The sequence below is a fragment of the Paenibacillus gyeongsangnamensis genome (assembly GCF_027533625.1).
Lineage (GTDB): Bacteria > Bacillota > Bacilli > Paenibacillales > NBRC-103111 > Paenibacillus_G > Paenibacillus_G gyeongsangnamensis.
Genome location: NZ_JAQAGZ010000043.1, coordinates 1 through 17,266, shown reverse-complemented (window position 1 = coordinate 17,266; position 17,266 = coordinate 1). Strand labels below are relative to the sequence as shown.

Genomic DNA, 17,266 nt, shown 5'->3' with positions numbered 1-17,266 from the left:
AGGTTAAGCTAATGGATTCAAGGGAGCGTCGCTGCAATGCTCCTCAGATCGTCGCCGCTAAAGTGGTAAGCTTCATTGCAAAAATGGCATACGATCTCCGCCTGGCCGTCCTCTTCGAGGATCTGCTCCAATTCGCTGCGGCCCAAGCTGATCAGCGTCTGCTCCACGCGGTCCCGGGAGCATTTGCATTGGAACCGGATATCCTCGCTGCGCTCCAGCACCTTCACGTCCGGCAGCAGCGAGGACAGGATGGCCTCCAGCGTATCTCCGCGATCCAGCAGGGATGTAATCGGCGGAAGCTTGCCGAGCTCCGTTTCGATATGCGAGATTTCCTCGTCCTTCAGTCCCGGAAGCAGTTGAATAATGAAGCCTCCGGCCGTCTTTACGGTATAGTCCACATCCACCAGCACCCCAAGGGCTACGGCGGAAGGCGTCTGCTCCGATTTGGCGAAGTAATATGTAAAATCTTCCCCAAGCTCGCCCGAAACGATCGGGACGCTGCCCCGATACGGTTCCCTCAAGCCCAGATCCTTAATGACATACAAGAAGCCGTCCGTGCCTACAACGCCAGCAACATCAAGCTTGCCGATCGCGTTAAGCGGGAGCTCGGCTTCCGGATGATCGACATATCCCCGGACTTCTCCCTTGGCATTAGCGTCCACGACGATTTGCCCGATCGGTCCGCCGCCTTTGACCTGAATGGTCAGCTTCTCTTCTCCTTTAAGCATGGCGCCCATCATCAGGGCCGCCGTTGCCGTACGCCCCAGAGCCGCGGTCGCGGTAGGCGTGGTGTTGTGGCGACGGCGCAGCTCTTCGACAATCGCTTTCGTTTTTACGGCAAAAGCGCGCACTTTCCCGTCATAGGCCGTGGCGCGAATTAAATAGTCCTGCATGATATGCTCCTCTTTTGTGTGCAAGGATATAGTGCTGCGGAAGCCGGTCTTAGCCGTTCCGCTCATAGATGATCTGCAGCCCCTGCAGCGTCAGCAGCGGATTCACAAGATCGATGGTATGGGATTCGCTGGCGATCAGTTCAGCCAGTCCGCCCGTCGCAATCACTTTCGGCCGGGCAGGGTACTCGCGCTTAATCCGCTCCACAATGCCGTCCACCTGACCGGCGAAGCCGAAAATAATGCCCGCCTGCATCGAGGCAACGGTATTGCGTCCGACCACGCTCTTCGGTTTCACGAGCTCGATGCGCGGCAGCTTGGCGGCACGCCGATAGAGCGCCTCCGTCGAGATCCCGATGCCCGGGGCTACCGCCCCGCCGAGGTATTGCCCGCGCTCATCGATATAATCGAAGGTCGTGGCGGTACCGAAATCGACCACGATACAAGGCGAGCCGTACAGCTCGATAGCCGCAACCGCATTGACAATGCGGTCGGCGCCCACTTCCTTCGGGTTCTCATACCGCACGTTCAATCCGGTCTTGATGCCAGGCCCCACGATAAGCGGCTCTTTCTTCAAATATTTTAAACATAATTGCTCCAGCACAAACATGAGCGGCGGTACAACGGAAGAGATGATGACCCCCTCCACCTGATCCAGGTCCATGCCGGCATGCCGGAACAAATTGTACATCATCATGCCGTATTCGTCGGCCGTCGCCAGCCGATTCGTGCTAAGCCGCCAGTGGTGCAGCAGCTGCTTTCCCTCATAAACACCCAGAACGATATTCGTGTTACCGACGTCCACGACAAGGATCATCGGCCGGCCCCCTTCCGCTCGTTCAGATCGAGGCTGATATCGAGCGCCTGCACGGAATAAGTCAAGCGGCCGACGGAGATGACGTCCACACCGCTTTCCGCAATCGTGCGCAGCGTATCCAGCGTGACATTGCCGGACGCTTCTACCACAATATGTGGAGCCCGCTGTTTCATTCGCAGCACGGCTTCTTTCATCTGCTCCGGATGCATGTTGTCCAGCATCACGATATCCGGCCCCGCGGACAACGCTTCCTCCAGCTGCTCGAAATTCTCGACCTCGATCTCGATCTTCATCGTGTGGGGAATTTGGGCCCGGGCTGCCAGAATGGCAGGGGCAATGCCTCCGGCGCCTTTAATATGGTTGTCCTTGATCATCACCGCATCATATAGTCCGAAGCGGTGGTTATGCCCCCCGCCGATCCGTACGGCATACTTCTCCAGCATGCGGTGCCCCGGCGTCGTCTTGCGGGTATCGACGAGGCGGGTCGGCAGCCCTTCCAGCCGGTCTACGTACTGCCGGGTCCGGGTCGCAATGCCGGACATCCGCTGCAGCAGATTAAGCGCCAGCCGCTCGCCCAAGAGAATGCTTCGTGTTCGCCCGGTGACTTCGGCCAGCACGGATCCGTGGGTGACCGCATCCCCTTCCGACACCTTCGCTTCAAATTTCAGCTCTGGATCCACCAATGCAAATACCGCTTCGGCCACCGGCAATCCGGCAACGATGCCGGTATCTTTCACATGGATGATGCCCTTCGATTCCTGATCCGGAGCTATCGTCGTCATCGTCGTGACATCGCCCATTCCGATGTCTTCCTCAAGCCACAGCTTCAAGCTGGGGAAGAGCGCTGCCGGGTTCAATTCATACATCGTCGATCCGTCCTTCCGTCGTTCCGTTCATACGGTTAAACACCGTATGCTTGCGCCAAACCTGGTCATTGCGCTCCGGGAAATCTTCTCTGTAGTGTCCCCCGCGGCTTTCCTCCCTAATCAAGGCGGCTTGCGTCGTGAGCAAGGCTACCGTAAGCAGGTTGGCAAATTCATACTCCTCCCGTTTCGAGAGCAGGGTGTCAAATATCGTAAGCTGCCGCTTTAATTCATCGTACCCTTTTTCCAGCCCTTTGGCATGGCGCTTAAGTCCTGCATAACGAACCATGAGCTTCTGCAGCTTTAGTTTCCTTTCGACAATCGGCTGGATAGCATAATCCTTACGCTTCGGCGACTCCTGCCCAGCGGTGGCAAGGCGGTCTGTTCCCGGAAGCTGCTCGATTCGCTCCATAATGCGCCGGCCGAATACAATCGCCTCAGACAGCGAATTGCTCGCCAGCCGGTTCGCGCCATGCACCCCGGTGGAGGTTACCTCGCCGCAGGCGAACAGCCTGCGAATGGACGTTTCGCCGTGCAGATCGGTCACTACCCCGCCCATCATATAATGGGCAGCCGGAGCAACCGGAATCCAGTCGGACGATAAATCCAAGCCGTAATTCAGACAAAAATCATAGATGGTCGGAAAACGGTGCTTCACCGTCACTTCGGATTCATGGGTAAAATCCAAATAAACAAACGTTGATTTGGTCGATTCCATCTCCGCGACGATCGCCCGGGCGACGATGTCCCGGGGCGCAAGCTCAAGCTGCGGATGATAACGCTCCATGAAGCGCTCCCCGTTAATATTGCGCAGCACCGCGCCTTCCCCCCGCACCGCTTCGGAGATAAGAAACCGCGGCGCACCCGGATAACACAGCGCCGTCGGGTGAAATTGAATGAATTCGACGTCGCGGATATCGGCGCCGGCGCGATAAGCGATCGCAATCCCGTCCCCGGTCGCAATATCGGGATTCGTCGTGTAGCGGAACAGCTGTCCCGCTCCGCCACTGCACAGAATCGTCGCGTCGGCGCGCACGAAGACGCGCCGGCCGTCGGGCTTCTGTACGAGCGCGCCGTAGCATTCTCCATCCTCCGTCACCAGATCGATGACGAAATGATCGTCCCAGATCTCAATGTTCGGATCCTGCTTCGTTTTTTCCGACAGCGCGCGAACGATCTCCGCTCCGGTCGCATCCCCCTGCGCATGAAGAATCCGGCGCTGACTGTGAGCGCCTTCTTTGGTCAAGGCGTAATGACCGTCCTCCATATCGAATTCGGTCCCCAACCGGATCAAATCCTTTACGCCGTCCGGCCCCTCGTGCACGAGCACATCGACGGCTGCGGAGGAGCAGAGCCCCGCACCGGCGATCAGCGTATCCTGGCGATGGTAGGCCGGCGAATCCTCATCCGAAATGACAGCCGCAATACCGCCTTGCGCGTATCTGGTATTGCTGTCTAGCAGCGACTTCTTGGTCACCATCAGCACCTTGTGCCGCTCGCTTGCCTTCAGGGCGGTAAAAAGACCGGCGATGCCGGCGCCGATCACAATCACTTCCGTATGTAACTGCGGCAGCTGCCGCAAGTCGAAATCGACCAAATAACGAGGTATTATCATTCGTTTCCCCCACCTGTTCAGAAAGGAAGTAGCGCATGCTACTTGACCTGCAGCATGCGCTCCAAGGATGCTCTGGCTTGATCGGCAATATGAGGCGGCACATAGACTTGGGGCGAGTTCGTCTCCAAGCATTTAACCACCTTTTTCAAATTGTTCACCTTCATGTTCGGGCAAACCAAGTACTTTGTTGCAAAATGGAATGTTTTATGAGGACTGTCAAGTCGGAGTTGGTACCCCGTACCGTCTTCCGTACCAACGATAAATTCCTGGCAATCGGATTCTTTGCAATATTTAATGATGGCTGTCGTGCTGCCGACGAATTCGCCGAGCTTCACCACTTCGGGACGGCATTCCGGATGAACCACGAACTGCGCGTTCGGATACTGGGCTTTCATCTCTTCCACGTCTTTAACCGTCAGCATATCGTGGGTATTGCAGTAGCCCTCCCAGATGATCATTTTCTTATCGGTAAATTTGGAAACGTAATCACCGAGATTTTTATCCGGAACCCAGATGATTTCATCGGAATCGACCGAATTGATCACCTTGATGGCATTAGCGGAAGTACAGCAAATATCCGTCTCGGATTTGACTTCGGCGGACGTATTGATATAGGCTACGACCTTGGCGTTCGGATGCTGCTTCTTCATCGCCCGGAGCCCGTCGACGTTGACCATGTCCGCCATCGGACAGCCGGCCCGTTCATCGGGAATCAGCACGGTTTTGTTCGGAGCCAGAATCTTGGCGCTTTCACCCATGAAATGCACGCCGCAGAACACAATCACTTCCGCATCGGTGGAAGCGGCTTTCTGAGCCAGCAAGAAGGAATCCCCGCGAAAATCGGCAACCTCTTGAATTTCGTCTCTTTGATAATAATGAGCAAGTATAATGGCGTTGCGTTCCTTCTTCAGCTGGGCGATTCGTTCTTTCAGCTCTCTATGCTGTTCCGCCTTTCGCTCCAACGCTAATGCTTCCATGTAGCACCATCCTTTTTATCCTTATGACCCGCCTATAAAAATACATCTAAATGCGTTTCAGGCCTTCAAACGACTTGGTGAAAATGTTCACAAGTCACTTAAAGATTTACACCTAATTTACACAACCTGATACTTGATGTCAATGCTCAAATCTGCACAAATCTATCGGAAAAAATTCCTTTCTTTGACCCCTGTCTTCCACTGTGCCCGTTTGCTTTAGTTTCCCGCAGGTCAAGCGATTTTACCCCGGAAATCACAAGAAAACCCGGCTGCGCGAGGCAGTCCGGGTTCCCTGTATTATTCTTTATTCTTTATTCTCGTCCGTCGGCTTCTTCTCGAATTCGAGCTTATTGCCCTCGGCTTCCGCGGCTTGGCTCTGAATGTTTACTATTACATCCGAGGAGCCTTCCCCTTCATCCAGCCGCCCGTTCTCGATCAACTGACGAATCTGTTCTTTCTCCAGCGTTTCTTTATCCATCAACGTTTCGGCAATCAAACGAACTTGATCGGCGTATTTCGTTAATATCTCCTTCGCCCGGTCATAGCAATTGCGGATGATGGTCTGCATTTCCTGGTCGATCTCATAGGCGATGGCATCACTGTAGTTCTGCTCATGACCGATATCCCGTCCGAGGAATACTTGACCCTGCGTTGTGCCGAACTGCATCGGCCCCAGCCTGTCGCTCATTCCGAATTCGGTAATCATGCGGCGAACGATGCCGGTGGAGCGCTGGAAGTCGCTGTAAGCGCCGGTACCGATTTCGCCGATGTACAGCTCCTCGGATACGCGGCCGGCCAAGAGGCCGGTAACCTTGTCGAGCAGCTCCGACTTCGTCTGCATCATTCGGTCTTCGCCTTCCTTCGGCAGCATCATGACATATCCGCCTGCGCGTCCGCGAGGGATGATCGTCACCTTGTGCACCATCTCCGCGTTCTCCACATGGTAACCGACAATAGTATGTCCGGCTTCGTGGAACGCGACCATGCGCTTCTCGCGTTCGCTGATTACGCGGCTCTTCTTCTGCGTACCGACGATGACGCGGTCGAACGCTTCATCAATCTCGTCCATCGAGATGTCCTTGCGATTGCGGCGGGCTGCGATCAGCGCCGCTTCGTTCAGCAGGTTCTCGAGGTCCGCGCCGGTAAAGCCGGTGGTATAACGGGACAGCTGTTCCAGCTTCACGTCCTTGGCCAGCGGCTTGTTGCGGGCATGTACCTTCAGCACCGCTTCGCGGCCTTTCACATCCGGACGGTCAACCGTGATTTGGCGGTCGAAGCGTCCCGGACGAAGAAGCGCCGGGTCCAGAATGTCCGGGCGGTTCGTTGCGGCAACGATAATGATGCCTTCATTGGCGCCGAAGCCGTCCATCTCGACGAGCAATTGGTTGAGCGTCTGCTCACGCTCGTCATGCCCGCCGCCGAGTCCGGCGCCGCGCTGACGTCCAACCGCATCAATTTCATCTATAAATATAATACAAGGAGCGTTCTTCTTCGCGTTCTCGAACAAGTCACGCACACGGGATGCACCGACACCGACGAACATCTCTACGAAGTCGGAACCGGAAATGCTGAAGAACGGCACGCCGGCTTCACCCGCAACGGCTCTGGCGAGGAGTGTTTTACCTGTACCCGGAGGACCTACGAGTAGCACCCCTTTAGGGATTCGTGCGCCCACCGCCGCAAATTTGCGGGGGTCCTTCAAGAATTCAACAACTTCCACAAGCTCCTGCTTCTCTTCGTCAGCTCCGGCCACGTCCTCGAAGGTGACGCGTTTTTTCTCTTCATTATAGAGTCGTGCCCGGCTCTTGCCGAAGTTCATGACTTTCCCGCCGCCACCCTGCGCCTGATTCATCAGGAAGAAGAACAGGATGAAGATGATTACGAACGGGATAATGGAGGTAAGGAAGCTGATCCAAACATTGTCCCCATCCATTTTTTCGATGTTTACTTTTGAAACGTCGCTCGATTCGATTAAACGAAAAATTTGCGGATCATACGGTGCGCGGGTTTCAAAGTTTTTCTTATCCGCAGAAGGCGCGTTCTTTAACGACCCCCGAACCAAATATGTATACCCGTCAAATTTCACGCTGACCGAATCTACATTTTTCTCTAATAACGCTTGTCGGAGTTGGTCGTAGCTGATAGCGGCTTTCTGATCATTCTGTGTGCTGATGAAATGGACAATACCCACGGTGACCAAAAAAATGAGCAGATAAAAGCCTGTATTGCGAATAATTCGATTCATCCCCTACCTCCTCTCAAAAAACGGCAACTTTGTATATTGTACCACAGCAAGTCTCGGCTTCTCAAGAAATGCTAATGGGAGTACACTTCCGACTTCAGAATGCCCACAAAGGGGAGATTCCTGTATTTTTCGCCATAGTCCAAACCGTATCCGACGACGAAGGCATCCGGGATCACGAAGCCTTTATAGTCTGCATCCAAATCGACGGTTCTACGCGCAGGTTTGTCAAATAAAGCGGCAACCGTAACGGATAGCGCATTGCGCCGCTCCAGCACGTCGATCAGGTAGCTGAGCGTCAGTCCGCTGTCGATGATGTCTTCTACGATCAGAATGTGCCTGCCCTCCACCGGTACGTCCAAGTCCTTGATGATCTTCACCACACCGGACGATTTGGTCGACGCGCCGTAGCTCGATACTGCCATGAAGTCGATTTCGAGCGGCACCGTAATTTGCTTCACGAGGTCCGCCATAAAGATGAAAGCGCCCTTCAGCACACAGATAACAAGCGGATTGCGTCCTTCGAAATCCCGGCTTATGAGCTCCCCCATTTCTTTTACCTTGTCTTGAATTTGTTGTTCCGAATAAAGTACTTCTTGAATGTCGTTTTGCAAGAGAGGTCCTCCCACTTTGATGTAAAATAATAACGTCTTATGTATCTTGACATGCGAATCGGGAAAGATCCGGCATGAAAAGCCTCAATCGGAGCACGCTCCTTGTGCTTTCCGTTACGGGTGCGACGGACGAGCGGCGAATGCCGGCCGCCCATAGGATGCGGCCTTCGGCATCCGCCACGAGCGGAACGCGGTCCCGCAGCCCAGGAGGCAGCTTCGCATCAATGAACATATCTTTTACCTTTTTGCTGCCGTTTAGTCCGAAGAGCCGCATCCGGTCTCCCGGCCGTCTCGAACGAATGGTCAACGGAAAAGGCACGGCCGCGGCGTCCAGCCAAATCTCAAGCCGGTCGTCGCCCGCCTCATACGGCTGACGGAGCTCCTCGGTACGGAACGTCATGGACGCCCCCGATTCGGGGATGTCCAGCCGCTCCAGCTCAGGGGGCACCTCATGCGCAAAGGGAACGGGTGGTAACACCATACTATGAAGAGCGGTACGATCATATTCCCTTGTCAGCCTTATGCCGAGCCCGATATCCATTTGAAAATTAGACGGCCGTTCCCGGAGAACGGCAAGCCGAATTTGTTCGATCTTCAGAAAATCCAACGCATCCTCGCCGCAGGCAAGATAATTTAATATTAGTTTAATCAACCGCCTTTGTAAAGCGACGTGAACCCCGGCGAACCAGCGGGCGGACCAGCTGTGGCCATCGCTTCCGGCGGTGACGTTCCGCTCATAAAGCCGCCCGGTTTCGGCTTCCATATAATCGTCCTCGGCCTCCATCATTTCCGCGAGGCGCGTAAGAGCCGAGGGGAGCCGTTCGTTATACTGCGAAAGATAAGGAAGCGCCTCAAGCCGGATTTGATTGCGGTAATAATCGGCTTTCAAATTGCTGCTGTCCGTGGCGTACGCAAGCTTCCGCTCCTCGCAGTACCGCACCAGGTCCACCTTAGTAATACGCAGCAAAGGACGAATAAGTTCCACGCCGTTTTTTTCCATTCTGTGAACCGGTATGCCTCTCAGCCCCGACGGACCCGTCCCGCGAAGGATCCGCATCAATACCGTCTCGGCCTGATCGTCGGCGTGATGGGCGAGGGCAACGCGGCTCGCGCCGCGATGAAGCGCGACCCGATGGAGGAACTCGTACCGCTTCTCCCGGGCGGCGGCCTGGCCGTTCATCCCCGTCCTTCGGATATAATCCGGGAGGTCCAGCGTGACCGCTTCATACGCAACACCGAGCTTCTCAGCGGTGCGGCGGACCAGCTCCGCCTCAAGGGCCGACTCCTCCGGACGGAAGCCGTGGTTCACATGCGCCGCCGTAAGACGCCAGCTCCACTTCTCGGATAACGCAAAAAGGAGATGAAGCAGCGCAACGGAATCAGGTCCTCCCGATACCGCCACCACGATGCCATCCCCAGGCTGCAGCCATTGTCCTTGTTCGATGTCGCGTTCCACCCGTGCGGTCAGCTCCAACGGTTTTTCCATATGTGTCAACCTTCCCTTGCAGGCAGCCGCGGTTCGTACGCTTACGCTCCGGCCGCCCGCGCTTACTGCCAGTATAAATACAATGTGGCTCCGAACAGCACCAGCGATGCGGCGAAGCAAAGCTTGAGCCACCTGCCGCCGGTCGGCGCTGCCGTCTTGGGGGGCTTCAACATGCTGCGTGCCCGCCAGTCGGCCAGCGCCTGCTTGGAGCTCGAATACTGTCCCTGAAGCGCACGCCTCAGCACCGGGGCGACCGGCTCCAGCTCTTGGGCGCTCTTCAGCATATCGAGCAGCGTCTCCGGGTTCCGGTTCTGCGGCAGCATCGTCTTGAAGCCTTGCAGCCGGCGCTGCCGGTCGGCCGCGCTAAGCAGCAGCACGGCGAACGCGAACAGATCGTAGGCTTCGTCGGCGCTGCGCGATCCCGCGTTCCAGAAGCCGCGGTCGAACACTTCGGTGAACTGCTTCACCGAGCGGCCTTTCGCTGTAACGCCGCCGAAATCGATCAGTTCGACACTGCCGTAATCGCAGACGAGCACATTCTCCGGCTTCAGATCGCCGAAGACGAAGCCCTGCGAATGGAGCTCGTTCAGCTTGCGTAGCAGATGAAGCCCGATGAGCGGCAGCCAATCCCGTCCATGCTGCTTCAGGTACTCACTTATTGACTTACCCCGTATGTAACGAATGACGCAAAAGGACACGTCCTGCCCTTCCCGCGTAAAATTGTCCGATTCGAGTAAAAATCCATTAAATGAAGTGGAGGAGCCGGATATCGTTTTCAGCGCATTGACTTCGGATTGATGATCAAGCGGATCGAAGCCGATCTTGAGCGCGTACAAGCTCTTGTTCCGACGGACAAGATATACTTTTCCGTTGGCCCCTTCTCCCAGCTGCCGTTCCACCTGATAGCTGTTCCGGTTCCATCTGCCCTGAACGATACTGCCTGGAGACAGCGACCATTCAAACGACGTAGTCACTCCACATCCCATCCTTGCCTGCAGCTGTCCGATCTTCCGTTCCGGGGCCTGCTGCTCCCTCCCCGCTTAAGCTGCTATGTATATCATCGGCATCCGCCGTCATATATTGAACCGTTTTGAGCAAGGCCGGGCCCGTTGGGGTCGTCCCTTTCATGTTTAATTTATAAAACAATCGGCTTAAATTTGCAAGGTCGCGCGTCCAGCCGATGTCGAGCTCCACTTCCTGATCTCCGGAAAGATTGCCCGGAAAATGAAGCACCGCCATCCAGCTCTTCCCTTGACGGGACTGGAGGCTCAGCTGCAGATCGTAGATGGCCTCCTTCACCGCTTGCAGCTTGGGCTTCATGCTGGCGCTCGCGTCGATCAGAAGCGCTACGCGGAGCGTCGCCGTTTCCGTCAGGTCGTCGATCACCCGGACAACCTCCGAGCGCTGCCCGGGGGGCAGGGACTCCAGCTTGGAGTGGCCCAGAATCGTCCTTAGCTCTTGGCCGACGACCTGCTGTATGGATTGCACAACCGTTTTACGGGTAACCATCTGCACGGTTTCGGACAGCTGCGAGGGTGCCACGAGCCGGCTCAGCCCGCCGCCCGCACGCGCGGTCTCATGAATCTCCTCTGCGCTGTGCTCCGAAGCAACGTGGGCGTCAAGCACGCCGATAACGTGGACGGTAATCCCCTCCGCCTTAGCGTGCGCTGCGGCTACGACCGGGCTGACCCCTACATTGGAGCACCCGTCTGTGATTAATATGATCTGGTTCATGTTCGGAATCTCTCCCTTCTTATAAATCTAGTTTTTCCATTTGGGAGAAAGTTAAACTTCGAGTGGCCTCTTCTAGGCGGTGGGATTGTGCAGGGGAGGCATGGGTATGGGGTTCCGGACGCTGTAAGAACGCGATTTTAAAGGCGGACGCTATCGCTCCTCCACCCCATACCCATGCCTTCCTGAGCAGCGTGTCTGCACAGCACCCACCTCAGTCAAACCCAACGCAAAGAAGCGACGGCCGTCATACCCTCGCTTCTTCTTTATCCGTAACGATCCACCCGGTTCACTCGTCAGCTCACCGTCTTCGGCCGTTCGATCCGCTGCATCCCCGGCCAGCGGAACGTCGCCCATTCCGGCTGGAATTTCTCGACCTTGGCGACGACGACAGTCATATCGTCGTAGATTTCGCCGTGATGGTAGCGGACGGCCCGCTCCAGCAGGATGTCGGCGAATTCCTGCGGCGCCTCCGTCTCGATCTCCGTAATCATCCGCTTGATCCACAGCTCCTTGTTGACAGTATGGCCGGGCGCATCGTAGATGCCGTCCGTCATCATGATCAGAATATCACCGTGCTGCAGCGGCACGCTGACGAGATCGACGTCAATGTCAGCGACGATGCCGACAGGCAGGTTGCTCGCCGTCACAGGGAACACCTCCTTGCCTCTCTTAATGAAGCTCGGCGTCGAACCGATCTTCATGAACGTCGTTTGCGCGCTGTACAGATCAATCAAGGCGACGTCGACCGTAGCGTACATTTCATCCGAGGAGCGCAGCATCAGTACCGAGTTGACGGACTTGATCGCCAGCCGCTCGTCCATCCCCGATTGGAGCAGCTGCTGCAGAATCGTAAGCGCCGTGCTGCTCTCCGCGCGGGCGCGCTCGCCGTTGCCCATGCCGTCGCTCAAGGCGACGGCGAAGGTTCCGTTCCCGAGCTCGACGGTGCTGTAGCTGTCTCCCGACAGCAGATCCCCGCCCTTGGCTGCGCCGGCGATGCCCGTCTCCACTTCGTACTCTTTTGCGGAGCCGAACAGCACGGTGCTGTAGCCCTCCTTCCTCTCTAACGCCTGTTCGTTCTTCACGGCGACGTTCTCGCCCAAAATTTCGGACAGCAGCGGTCCGATGATCTTGCGGCATTCATCGAATCCCTTCGTATATTGATGGATGATTTCGATTTCCACGTTCCCTTCGTCGAGACTGATGATGTCGATGCTGTGAATCGAGAGCCCCAGCTCCTCCAGGGCGCTGCGGATTTGCTCCTCCTGCATGAAGAGCTCCTGCCCCTCGCGCTTGATCTCCTTGGCCAGGTCCTCCATTACCTGGGATACGCCAGAGAGCTGATCGGCCACCAGCTGGCGGCTGTCGATGATTTGCTTCTTCCAGTGCTGATCGTGCTTGTACAAATCATACTGCTGCTTCATGAGATCGAGCACCTGGTCGGGCTTGACGCACTGCCGCTTCCATTCGGGCAGAATGTCCTTGCGTGTCATGCTTTCACGCAGCTCCACCTCCGTCATCATATCGGTCATAAATTTATAGGTTTGGTAAAACTTATCGTCCCAGCATTGTTTGCGCTTCCAACAGGTCGAGCAGGATTTCTCCGCGACGGCGTTCATGAAGTGGCCGACTTCCTCCTCCTTCTGCAGCGGCTGGGCATCGACGGTAATTTGTTTGAAGCTGCGCGACAGCTGGCGGAACACCTCCGAGAACTGCTCCACCCGGCCGGCGGTGACGTCCCTCACCCGCTTGGCATAATCATGCTGCGATTTCAAATTTTCCTGCGTGCCCGGCACATATTTGGCGAGCATCTGAATAACGCTCCTCGGTGTTAACAAGAACAGCGCGACGGCGGCGACCGACTCCCAGGTGGAATGGAGAACCTCGGCTTGATTGCCTATATAAACGGAAAGAATCGACGATCCGAGCAGCATGCCGAGTCCTACGGCCATCTTGCCTCCTTCCTTCAATAATCCGGCGAGCATTCCGGCAAAAGCCAGCAGGCTCATCTGATATACGGCCGCCGTATTGGCGAGGCTCAGAATGAGCCCCGAGATGACTCCGACCGAAGCGCCGAGCGGGGCCCCGCCGACGAGGGCAAAGAGGAGGATCAAGTACCGGGATAGCACGTGCTCCACCGTGACGGGCCCCGTCTGCCACCCGACCGTACCGGTCATCACCGATGCGAGCAGGATGATAAGACAAATCACTTCCTCGTGCTTTAAACTGTAGTTTTTGCGTGACAGGGTAAAAACGGGGATCGCCTGCAGGAAAATATGCGTCAGGATTAAGCTGAGCATCGACTCCACGCCGGTCATCATGAGGGTATACCAGCTTAGCTGCGCGGACACCAGAAGGGAAAAAAGCTGGACTAAGAAGGTAGACGAGAAAACGATGACGGGCGCATACGAGATATCCGACCGCTCGAAGCGTTCCACGCCCTTCTGGATAAGAAGGAAAACCAGCATCTCCACCGCAAGATAGCCGGTATGCTTGGGATCCGTTGAGAAGAGGCTTCCGGCCGTGAGAAAGATGGCGGACCAGTACAGGAGCTCCCGGCGCAGGAAATACATGACGGCGAAGAAGGCAACAGCAAACGGAGACAACTGATCGAGGATCATTGCCCTTCCCAGCAGGAAGGCCATCATCAGAAGCAGAATCGACCATCGCTTCGCAACGATGGTTTGCACGAACTTGTTCCGGGCCACCATCCCGGCCATGCCGTTCTTGGCCTTGCCGGCCCAGCCTAATCCGATCGAAGTCATTCCGTTTAATTTTTGCATAAATCATTAACACCACCCATATACTATTTAGTGAGACTCAGTATAAGCGGTGCCCGGCAGAAAGTTTGTCAGAATGAGTTGGCGGATTCAAAGTTTTTTCCGACAAAAACAGGGACCTGGCGAAATCTGGAAAATGATTTGGTTTGCTTGAAATGAAAGCGCTACCATAAAACAGAGGTTCCCCTGCGGACCTGAGCCGTTCGCTTCCTGTTCGGGTGCAGATGCAGACAATGCGCGTTACAACCTGTCGATTCAAGGTGCGCCTCCGAGCGATCCGACAAAAGCAGTCACTTTCTTTTTTACTCGACTCAGCGGCGCGAAACCAGGATAAACGGCTACGCCGTCCTTGTCTTACAAGGACCAGCGCGTTTATCAAGGTTGATGCGAAGCTATAAGCCTTCGAAAAACTAATTCTTATCAACTAAAAAAACAATTGCAAAAAAAATCCGGCCCGCTCACATCCAACTGTGCGCAGACCGGATATTCAACATGTTATAGCGGCAGAGGGGATCGAACCCCCGACCTTACGGGTATGAACCGTACGCTCTAGCCAGCTGAGCTATGCCGCCGAGACAAGCATGAGTATATAATAGCGGCAACCGGGTTGTCAAGTCTGTAGGACGGTAACCCCTTGGAACAGTTCCGAGCCGGGATAAAATGAAACTTTAGCGAGTTTACTTGCGTCTAATGTATACTATTTTTCCAAATGAAGGAGGTTAGTCAATGACTTTACTCAGAGATAGTGACAAGCAAGCAGGTGCAAGGCTGTTGGCCGACACACTGTGGGAGAGGCTGCTTGAGAGGGATGAGACGGAAGCGGAGTTTTTTCTTCGCCAAACGCTTCGCCGCCTGGAAACGCCCGGATTCAAGCCCCTGTTCGGACGGATCTGCTTCCTCAGTGCAAAGGAGGCGCTGTGGGCTTCCGCGGCGGGACTCGGCCTGGGACTGTTCGGCTGGGCCGTTTTTCTGTGGGCCAGTCTGGTTCTCGAATAACGCGCCAAGCAAAAAAGTCCCCCGGCCGACAAGGCCGAACAGGGACTCCCGTTTATTAGTTATTAGTCACGACGCGCGCCGCGTCCGCCGCGTTTGCCTTCCGTATTCTTCTTAAGGGAAGACATGCGGTCTTCGCTGTCTTTCAGAAAACGCGCCATTTTATCTTCAAAGGACAATCGGTTCGGTTGGGGAGGTCTTCCGCCGCCACGGCCACCGCGATCGCCACGGCCAAATCCGCCGCGATCTCCGCCGCCACCGCCTTGTCTTTCGAAACGGGGAGGTCTTGATGGAGCAGCATCCACCGGCTTATCAATCGTTTGCTTGATCGACAGTCCGATTTTGCCGTCTTTGTCGACATTAATCACTTTCACCGTGACGATATCGTTCAGCTTCAGATGATCGTTGACATCTTTAACGTAGTTGTCCGCAATCTCCGAGATGTGTACGAGGCCCGTAACCCCCTCCGATAGCTCAACGAACGCCCCAAAGTGAGTAATGCCTGTCACTTTTCCTTGCAGCTTGCTGCCCACTTCAATTGCCATAAAGTAAAATGTTCCTCCCTTAAATAGTTAAAAAAGCTTAAAAACGAAGTTACGCCGATTATAACTTACGGTGAATCAAGCGGTCAACCAAGAGCGGCAACCATCATTTTCCGTATTATTTTCCAGCCGGTTTCGTCGCATAGAAAAGGGTTTCGCCCTGTTTCACATAATGAAGCTCCTTGCGGATCTTTTGCTCCACGTACTCCTGATCGTTCAGACGCGTAATCTCCCGTTTGGTATCCTCGTTCACCTGTTTCGATTCGGCGAGCTTCTGCTCCAGAGCGCTGACCTTCTCGCGCCGGTCGCCAAGCTTACCCACCTGATTCCACAGAGTCACGCCGGCCCAACTCAAGAAGCAAGCCAGCACCAGCATGACGAGACGGCGCCGACGAAAAGAGCCTTTGTTATGCGGTTGTGCCTCGTTTGCTTGCGGGGTTGCCTGCATGAAAGGAAATTCCTCCTACGTTAGATCAAAAGAGCCGCCTGAACCAAGCCGCAATGCTTTGACCTGTTCTCTTCACCCATGCGGGAACCGCCAGCCGAAGCCGTGCGATGAGAGGCCTGATCAGCCATTTCAGCAATTTCCACACAGGATAAAGTAATTGTAGCACAATTTTGTAAAGGAAAATAGCGGTTGCGGTCAAAAAACCTAAAAAGATCATCAGAAGCCTATAAGTCCAAATGATCGGCGTAATGATAAAGATCTCGATCATCCGTTTCCCAATCCACAGCGTCGTAAGCACGACTCGGATCATGAATACGATTACCCGGACCACGGGCCGGCTAAACAACAAGAAATAAACAATGATCCCCATGCCGAGTCCGAGAAAAATAAAGGGGCGCACCTCTCCCCGGTTGCTTTCGTACAAAAGCTTGAAGACGACAAGGGTGCCGATAAACCAGTAGAGGAGATCGCACACGGCCTTGAGCCATGAGGGGAGCTTCAGCTGGCCCGAAAGCACCCGGTACAGATCAAACAGCACGCCAAGCGCAAGCCCTCCCGCGAACATCATGCCCAGCGTAACGAACTGGGTGTGCAGCGTCACTTAAACAGCTTACCTAAGAATCCCTTAGTCTTGCCTTGGGAGTTTGCGTCCAAATAAGCCAGCTCGTTCACAAAGCCCTCGATCGCCACTAATCCTTGGTCCAGACTGAGGTTCTTGATATGTAAATTTTGCCCCCTGATCATCAGAAACCCGCAGTCCGTCTCCAGTAGAAATTCCTCGCTGTCGAAGCTCTCGACATTGAGCACGCCGGACACTTCAAGCAGCTTCCGGTTCAGCATCTTGATCTCCTGCCGCTTTACTTTCCCCGGTTCCACCATACTAAAGCCACTCTCCCTCTTGGGCTGTTGATCTGACAAGACCTGCCTGCCCAAAGCTTGTTTACTTAAAAATATGGGGGTCGTCCCGGGTTTAGAACAGCTTGGCTCGGTTTTCCATGCCTCTTATAAATTCTTATCAACCCAGGATAAACGGCTACGCCGTCCTTGTCTTACAAGGACCAGCGCGTTTACCAAGGTTGATGCGAAGCTATAAGTTACGAAAACTTATAAATTCTTACTAGAGTAAAGGGCAGAGAAATCTGCCCCTCCTCATCAAACCGTACGTGAGGTTTTCCCTCATACGGCTTTCCGATGTTCGTCATTCATGTGCATGCAGATCACAAGAGCGTTTTAAGTCCACATTGACTGGCCAGAAATCTTACTTCTTG

At 54.9% G+C, this 17,266-nt stretch carries 16 protein-coding genes and 1 tRNA gene; 1 reads left to right on the top strand and 16 read right to left on the bottom strand.

The genetic code is table 11. The features are described from left to right. Nucleotides 1-17: 17 nt before the first annotated feature. The 12 genes from hslO to O9H85_RS35675 all read right to left on the bottom strand — a co-directional run bounded on the left by hslO (nucleotide 18) and on the right by O9H85_RS35675 (nucleotide 14,587). Nucleotides 18-893, bottom strand: coding sequence for an Hsp33 family molecular chaperone HslO (hslO, locus tag O9H85_RS35730; RefSeq protein ID WP_269886119.1), 876 nt, complete (start codon nucleotides 891-893; stop codon nucleotides 18-20). 49 nt (nucleotides 894-942) lie between these two features. Further along, on the bottom strand, nucleotides 943-1,707 hold the full coding sequence (locus tag O9H85_RS35725) for a type III pantothenate kinase (protein WP_269886118.1): 765 nt from the start codon (nucleotides 1,705-1,707) through the stop codon (nucleotides 943-945). Then, complete coding sequence (gene nadC, locus O9H85_RS35720) at nucleotides 1,704-2,573, bottom strand: carboxylating nicotinate-nucleotide diphosphorylase (protein WP_269886117.1); 870 nt, start codon at nucleotides 2,571-2,573, stop codon at nucleotides 1,704-1,706. Before nadC ends, O9H85_RS35725 begins: the two co-directional genes overlap by 4 nt. Beyond that, nucleotides 2,566-4,182, bottom strand: coding sequence for an L-aspartate oxidase (gene nadB / locus O9H85_RS35715; RefSeq protein WP_269886132.1), 1,617 nt, complete (start codon nucleotides 4,180-4,182; stop codon nucleotides 2,566-2,568). The genes nadC and nadB overlap by 8 nt, the downstream gene beginning before the upstream one ends. A 41-nt stretch (nucleotides 4,183-4,223) precedes the next feature. Beyond that, a complete protein-coding gene (gene nadA / locus O9H85_RS35710) occupies nucleotides 4,224-5,162 on the bottom strand; it encodes a quinolinate synthase NadA (protein WP_269886116.1) in 939 nt (312 codons plus the stop codon). Nucleotides 5,163-5,466: 304 nt separating this feature from the next. Next, nucleotides 5,467-7,407: an ATP-dependent zinc metalloprotease FtsH gene (ftsH, locus tag O9H85_RS35705; RefSeq protein ID WP_269886115.1), complete on the bottom strand. Its 1,941-nt coding sequence runs from the start codon at nucleotides 7,405-7,407 to the stop codon at nucleotides 5,467-5,469. 71 nt (nucleotides 7,408-7,478) lie between these two features. Beyond that, the gene (gene hpt, locus O9H85_RS35700) at nucleotides 7,479-8,018 is read right to left on the bottom strand and encodes a hypoxanthine phosphoribosyltransferase (protein ID WP_269886114.1); all 540 of its coding nucleotides are present in this window, start codon (nucleotides 8,016-8,018) and stop codon (nucleotides 7,479-7,481) included. 37 nt (nucleotides 8,019-8,055) lie between these two features. Further along, on the bottom strand, nucleotides 8,056-9,504 hold the full coding sequence (tilS, locus tag O9H85_RS35695) for a tRNA lysidine(34) synthetase TilS (protein ID WP_269886113.1): 1,449 nt from the start codon (nucleotides 9,502-9,504) through the stop codon (nucleotides 8,056-8,058). Between the two features lie 62 nt (nucleotides 9,505-9,566). Further along, nucleotides 9,567-10,478, bottom strand: a complete 912-nt coding sequence (locus O9H85_RS35690; RefSeq protein WP_269886112.1) for a protein kinase domain-containing protein — start codon at nucleotides 10,476-10,478, stop codon at nucleotides 9,567-9,569. Further along, nucleotides 10,462-11,238, bottom strand: coding sequence for a vWA domain-containing protein (locus tag O9H85_RS35685; RefSeq protein WP_269886111.1), 777 nt, complete (start codon nucleotides 11,236-11,238; stop codon nucleotides 10,462-10,464). The genes O9H85_RS35690 and O9H85_RS35685 overlap by 17 nt, the downstream gene beginning before the upstream one ends. A gap of 293 nt (nucleotides 11,239-11,531) precedes the next feature. Then, nucleotides 11,532-14,018 carry a stage II sporulation protein E gene (gene spoIIE / locus O9H85_RS35680; protein WP_269886110.1) on the bottom strand — a complete coding sequence of 829 codons (2,487 nt, stop codon included), beginning with the start codon at nucleotides 14,016-14,018 and terminating at the stop codon, nucleotides 11,532-11,534. Nucleotides 14,019-14,513: 495 nt separating this feature from the next. Next, nucleotides 14,514-14,587 (bottom strand) — tRNA-Met (locus O9H85_RS35675). A 154-nt stretch (nucleotides 14,588-14,741) separates the two neighbouring features. Here O9H85_RS35675 and O9H85_RS35670 point away from each other — a divergent pair. Beyond that, complete coding sequence (locus O9H85_RS35670) at nucleotides 14,742-15,011, top strand: hypothetical protein (RefSeq protein ID WP_269886109.1); 270 nt, start codon at nucleotides 14,742-14,744, stop codon at nucleotides 15,009-15,011. Nucleotides 15,012-15,073: 62 nt separating this feature from the next. Here O9H85_RS35670 and O9H85_RS35665 read toward each other — a convergent pair whose 3' ends face one another. From O9H85_RS35665 to yabP, 4 genes are all read right to left on the bottom strand, one after another. Next, nucleotides 15,074-15,553: a S1 domain-containing RNA-binding protein gene (locus O9H85_RS35665; RefSeq protein ID WP_269886108.1), complete on the bottom strand. Its 480-nt coding sequence runs from the start codon at nucleotides 15,551-15,553 to the stop codon at nucleotides 15,074-15,076. A gap of 115 nt (nucleotides 15,554-15,668) precedes the next feature. Continuing rightward, nucleotides 15,669-15,998, bottom strand: coding sequence for an FtsB family cell division protein (locus O9H85_RS35660; RefSeq protein ID WP_269886107.1), 330 nt, complete (start codon nucleotides 15,996-15,998; stop codon nucleotides 15,669-15,671). A gap of 25 nt (nucleotides 15,999-16,023) precedes the next feature. Beyond that, nucleotides 16,024-16,599, bottom strand: a complete 576-nt coding sequence (gene yabQ, locus O9H85_RS35655) for a spore cortex biosynthesis protein YabQ (protein ID WP_269886106.1) — start codon at nucleotides 16,597-16,599, stop codon at nucleotides 16,024-16,026. Further along, nucleotides 16,596-16,877, bottom strand: a complete 282-nt coding sequence (gene yabP, locus O9H85_RS35650; protein ID WP_269886105.1) for a sporulation protein YabP — start codon at nucleotides 16,875-16,877, stop codon at nucleotides 16,596-16,598. Before yabP ends, yabQ begins: the two co-directional genes overlap by 4 nt. Nucleotides 16,878-17,266: the final 389 nt, after the last annotated feature.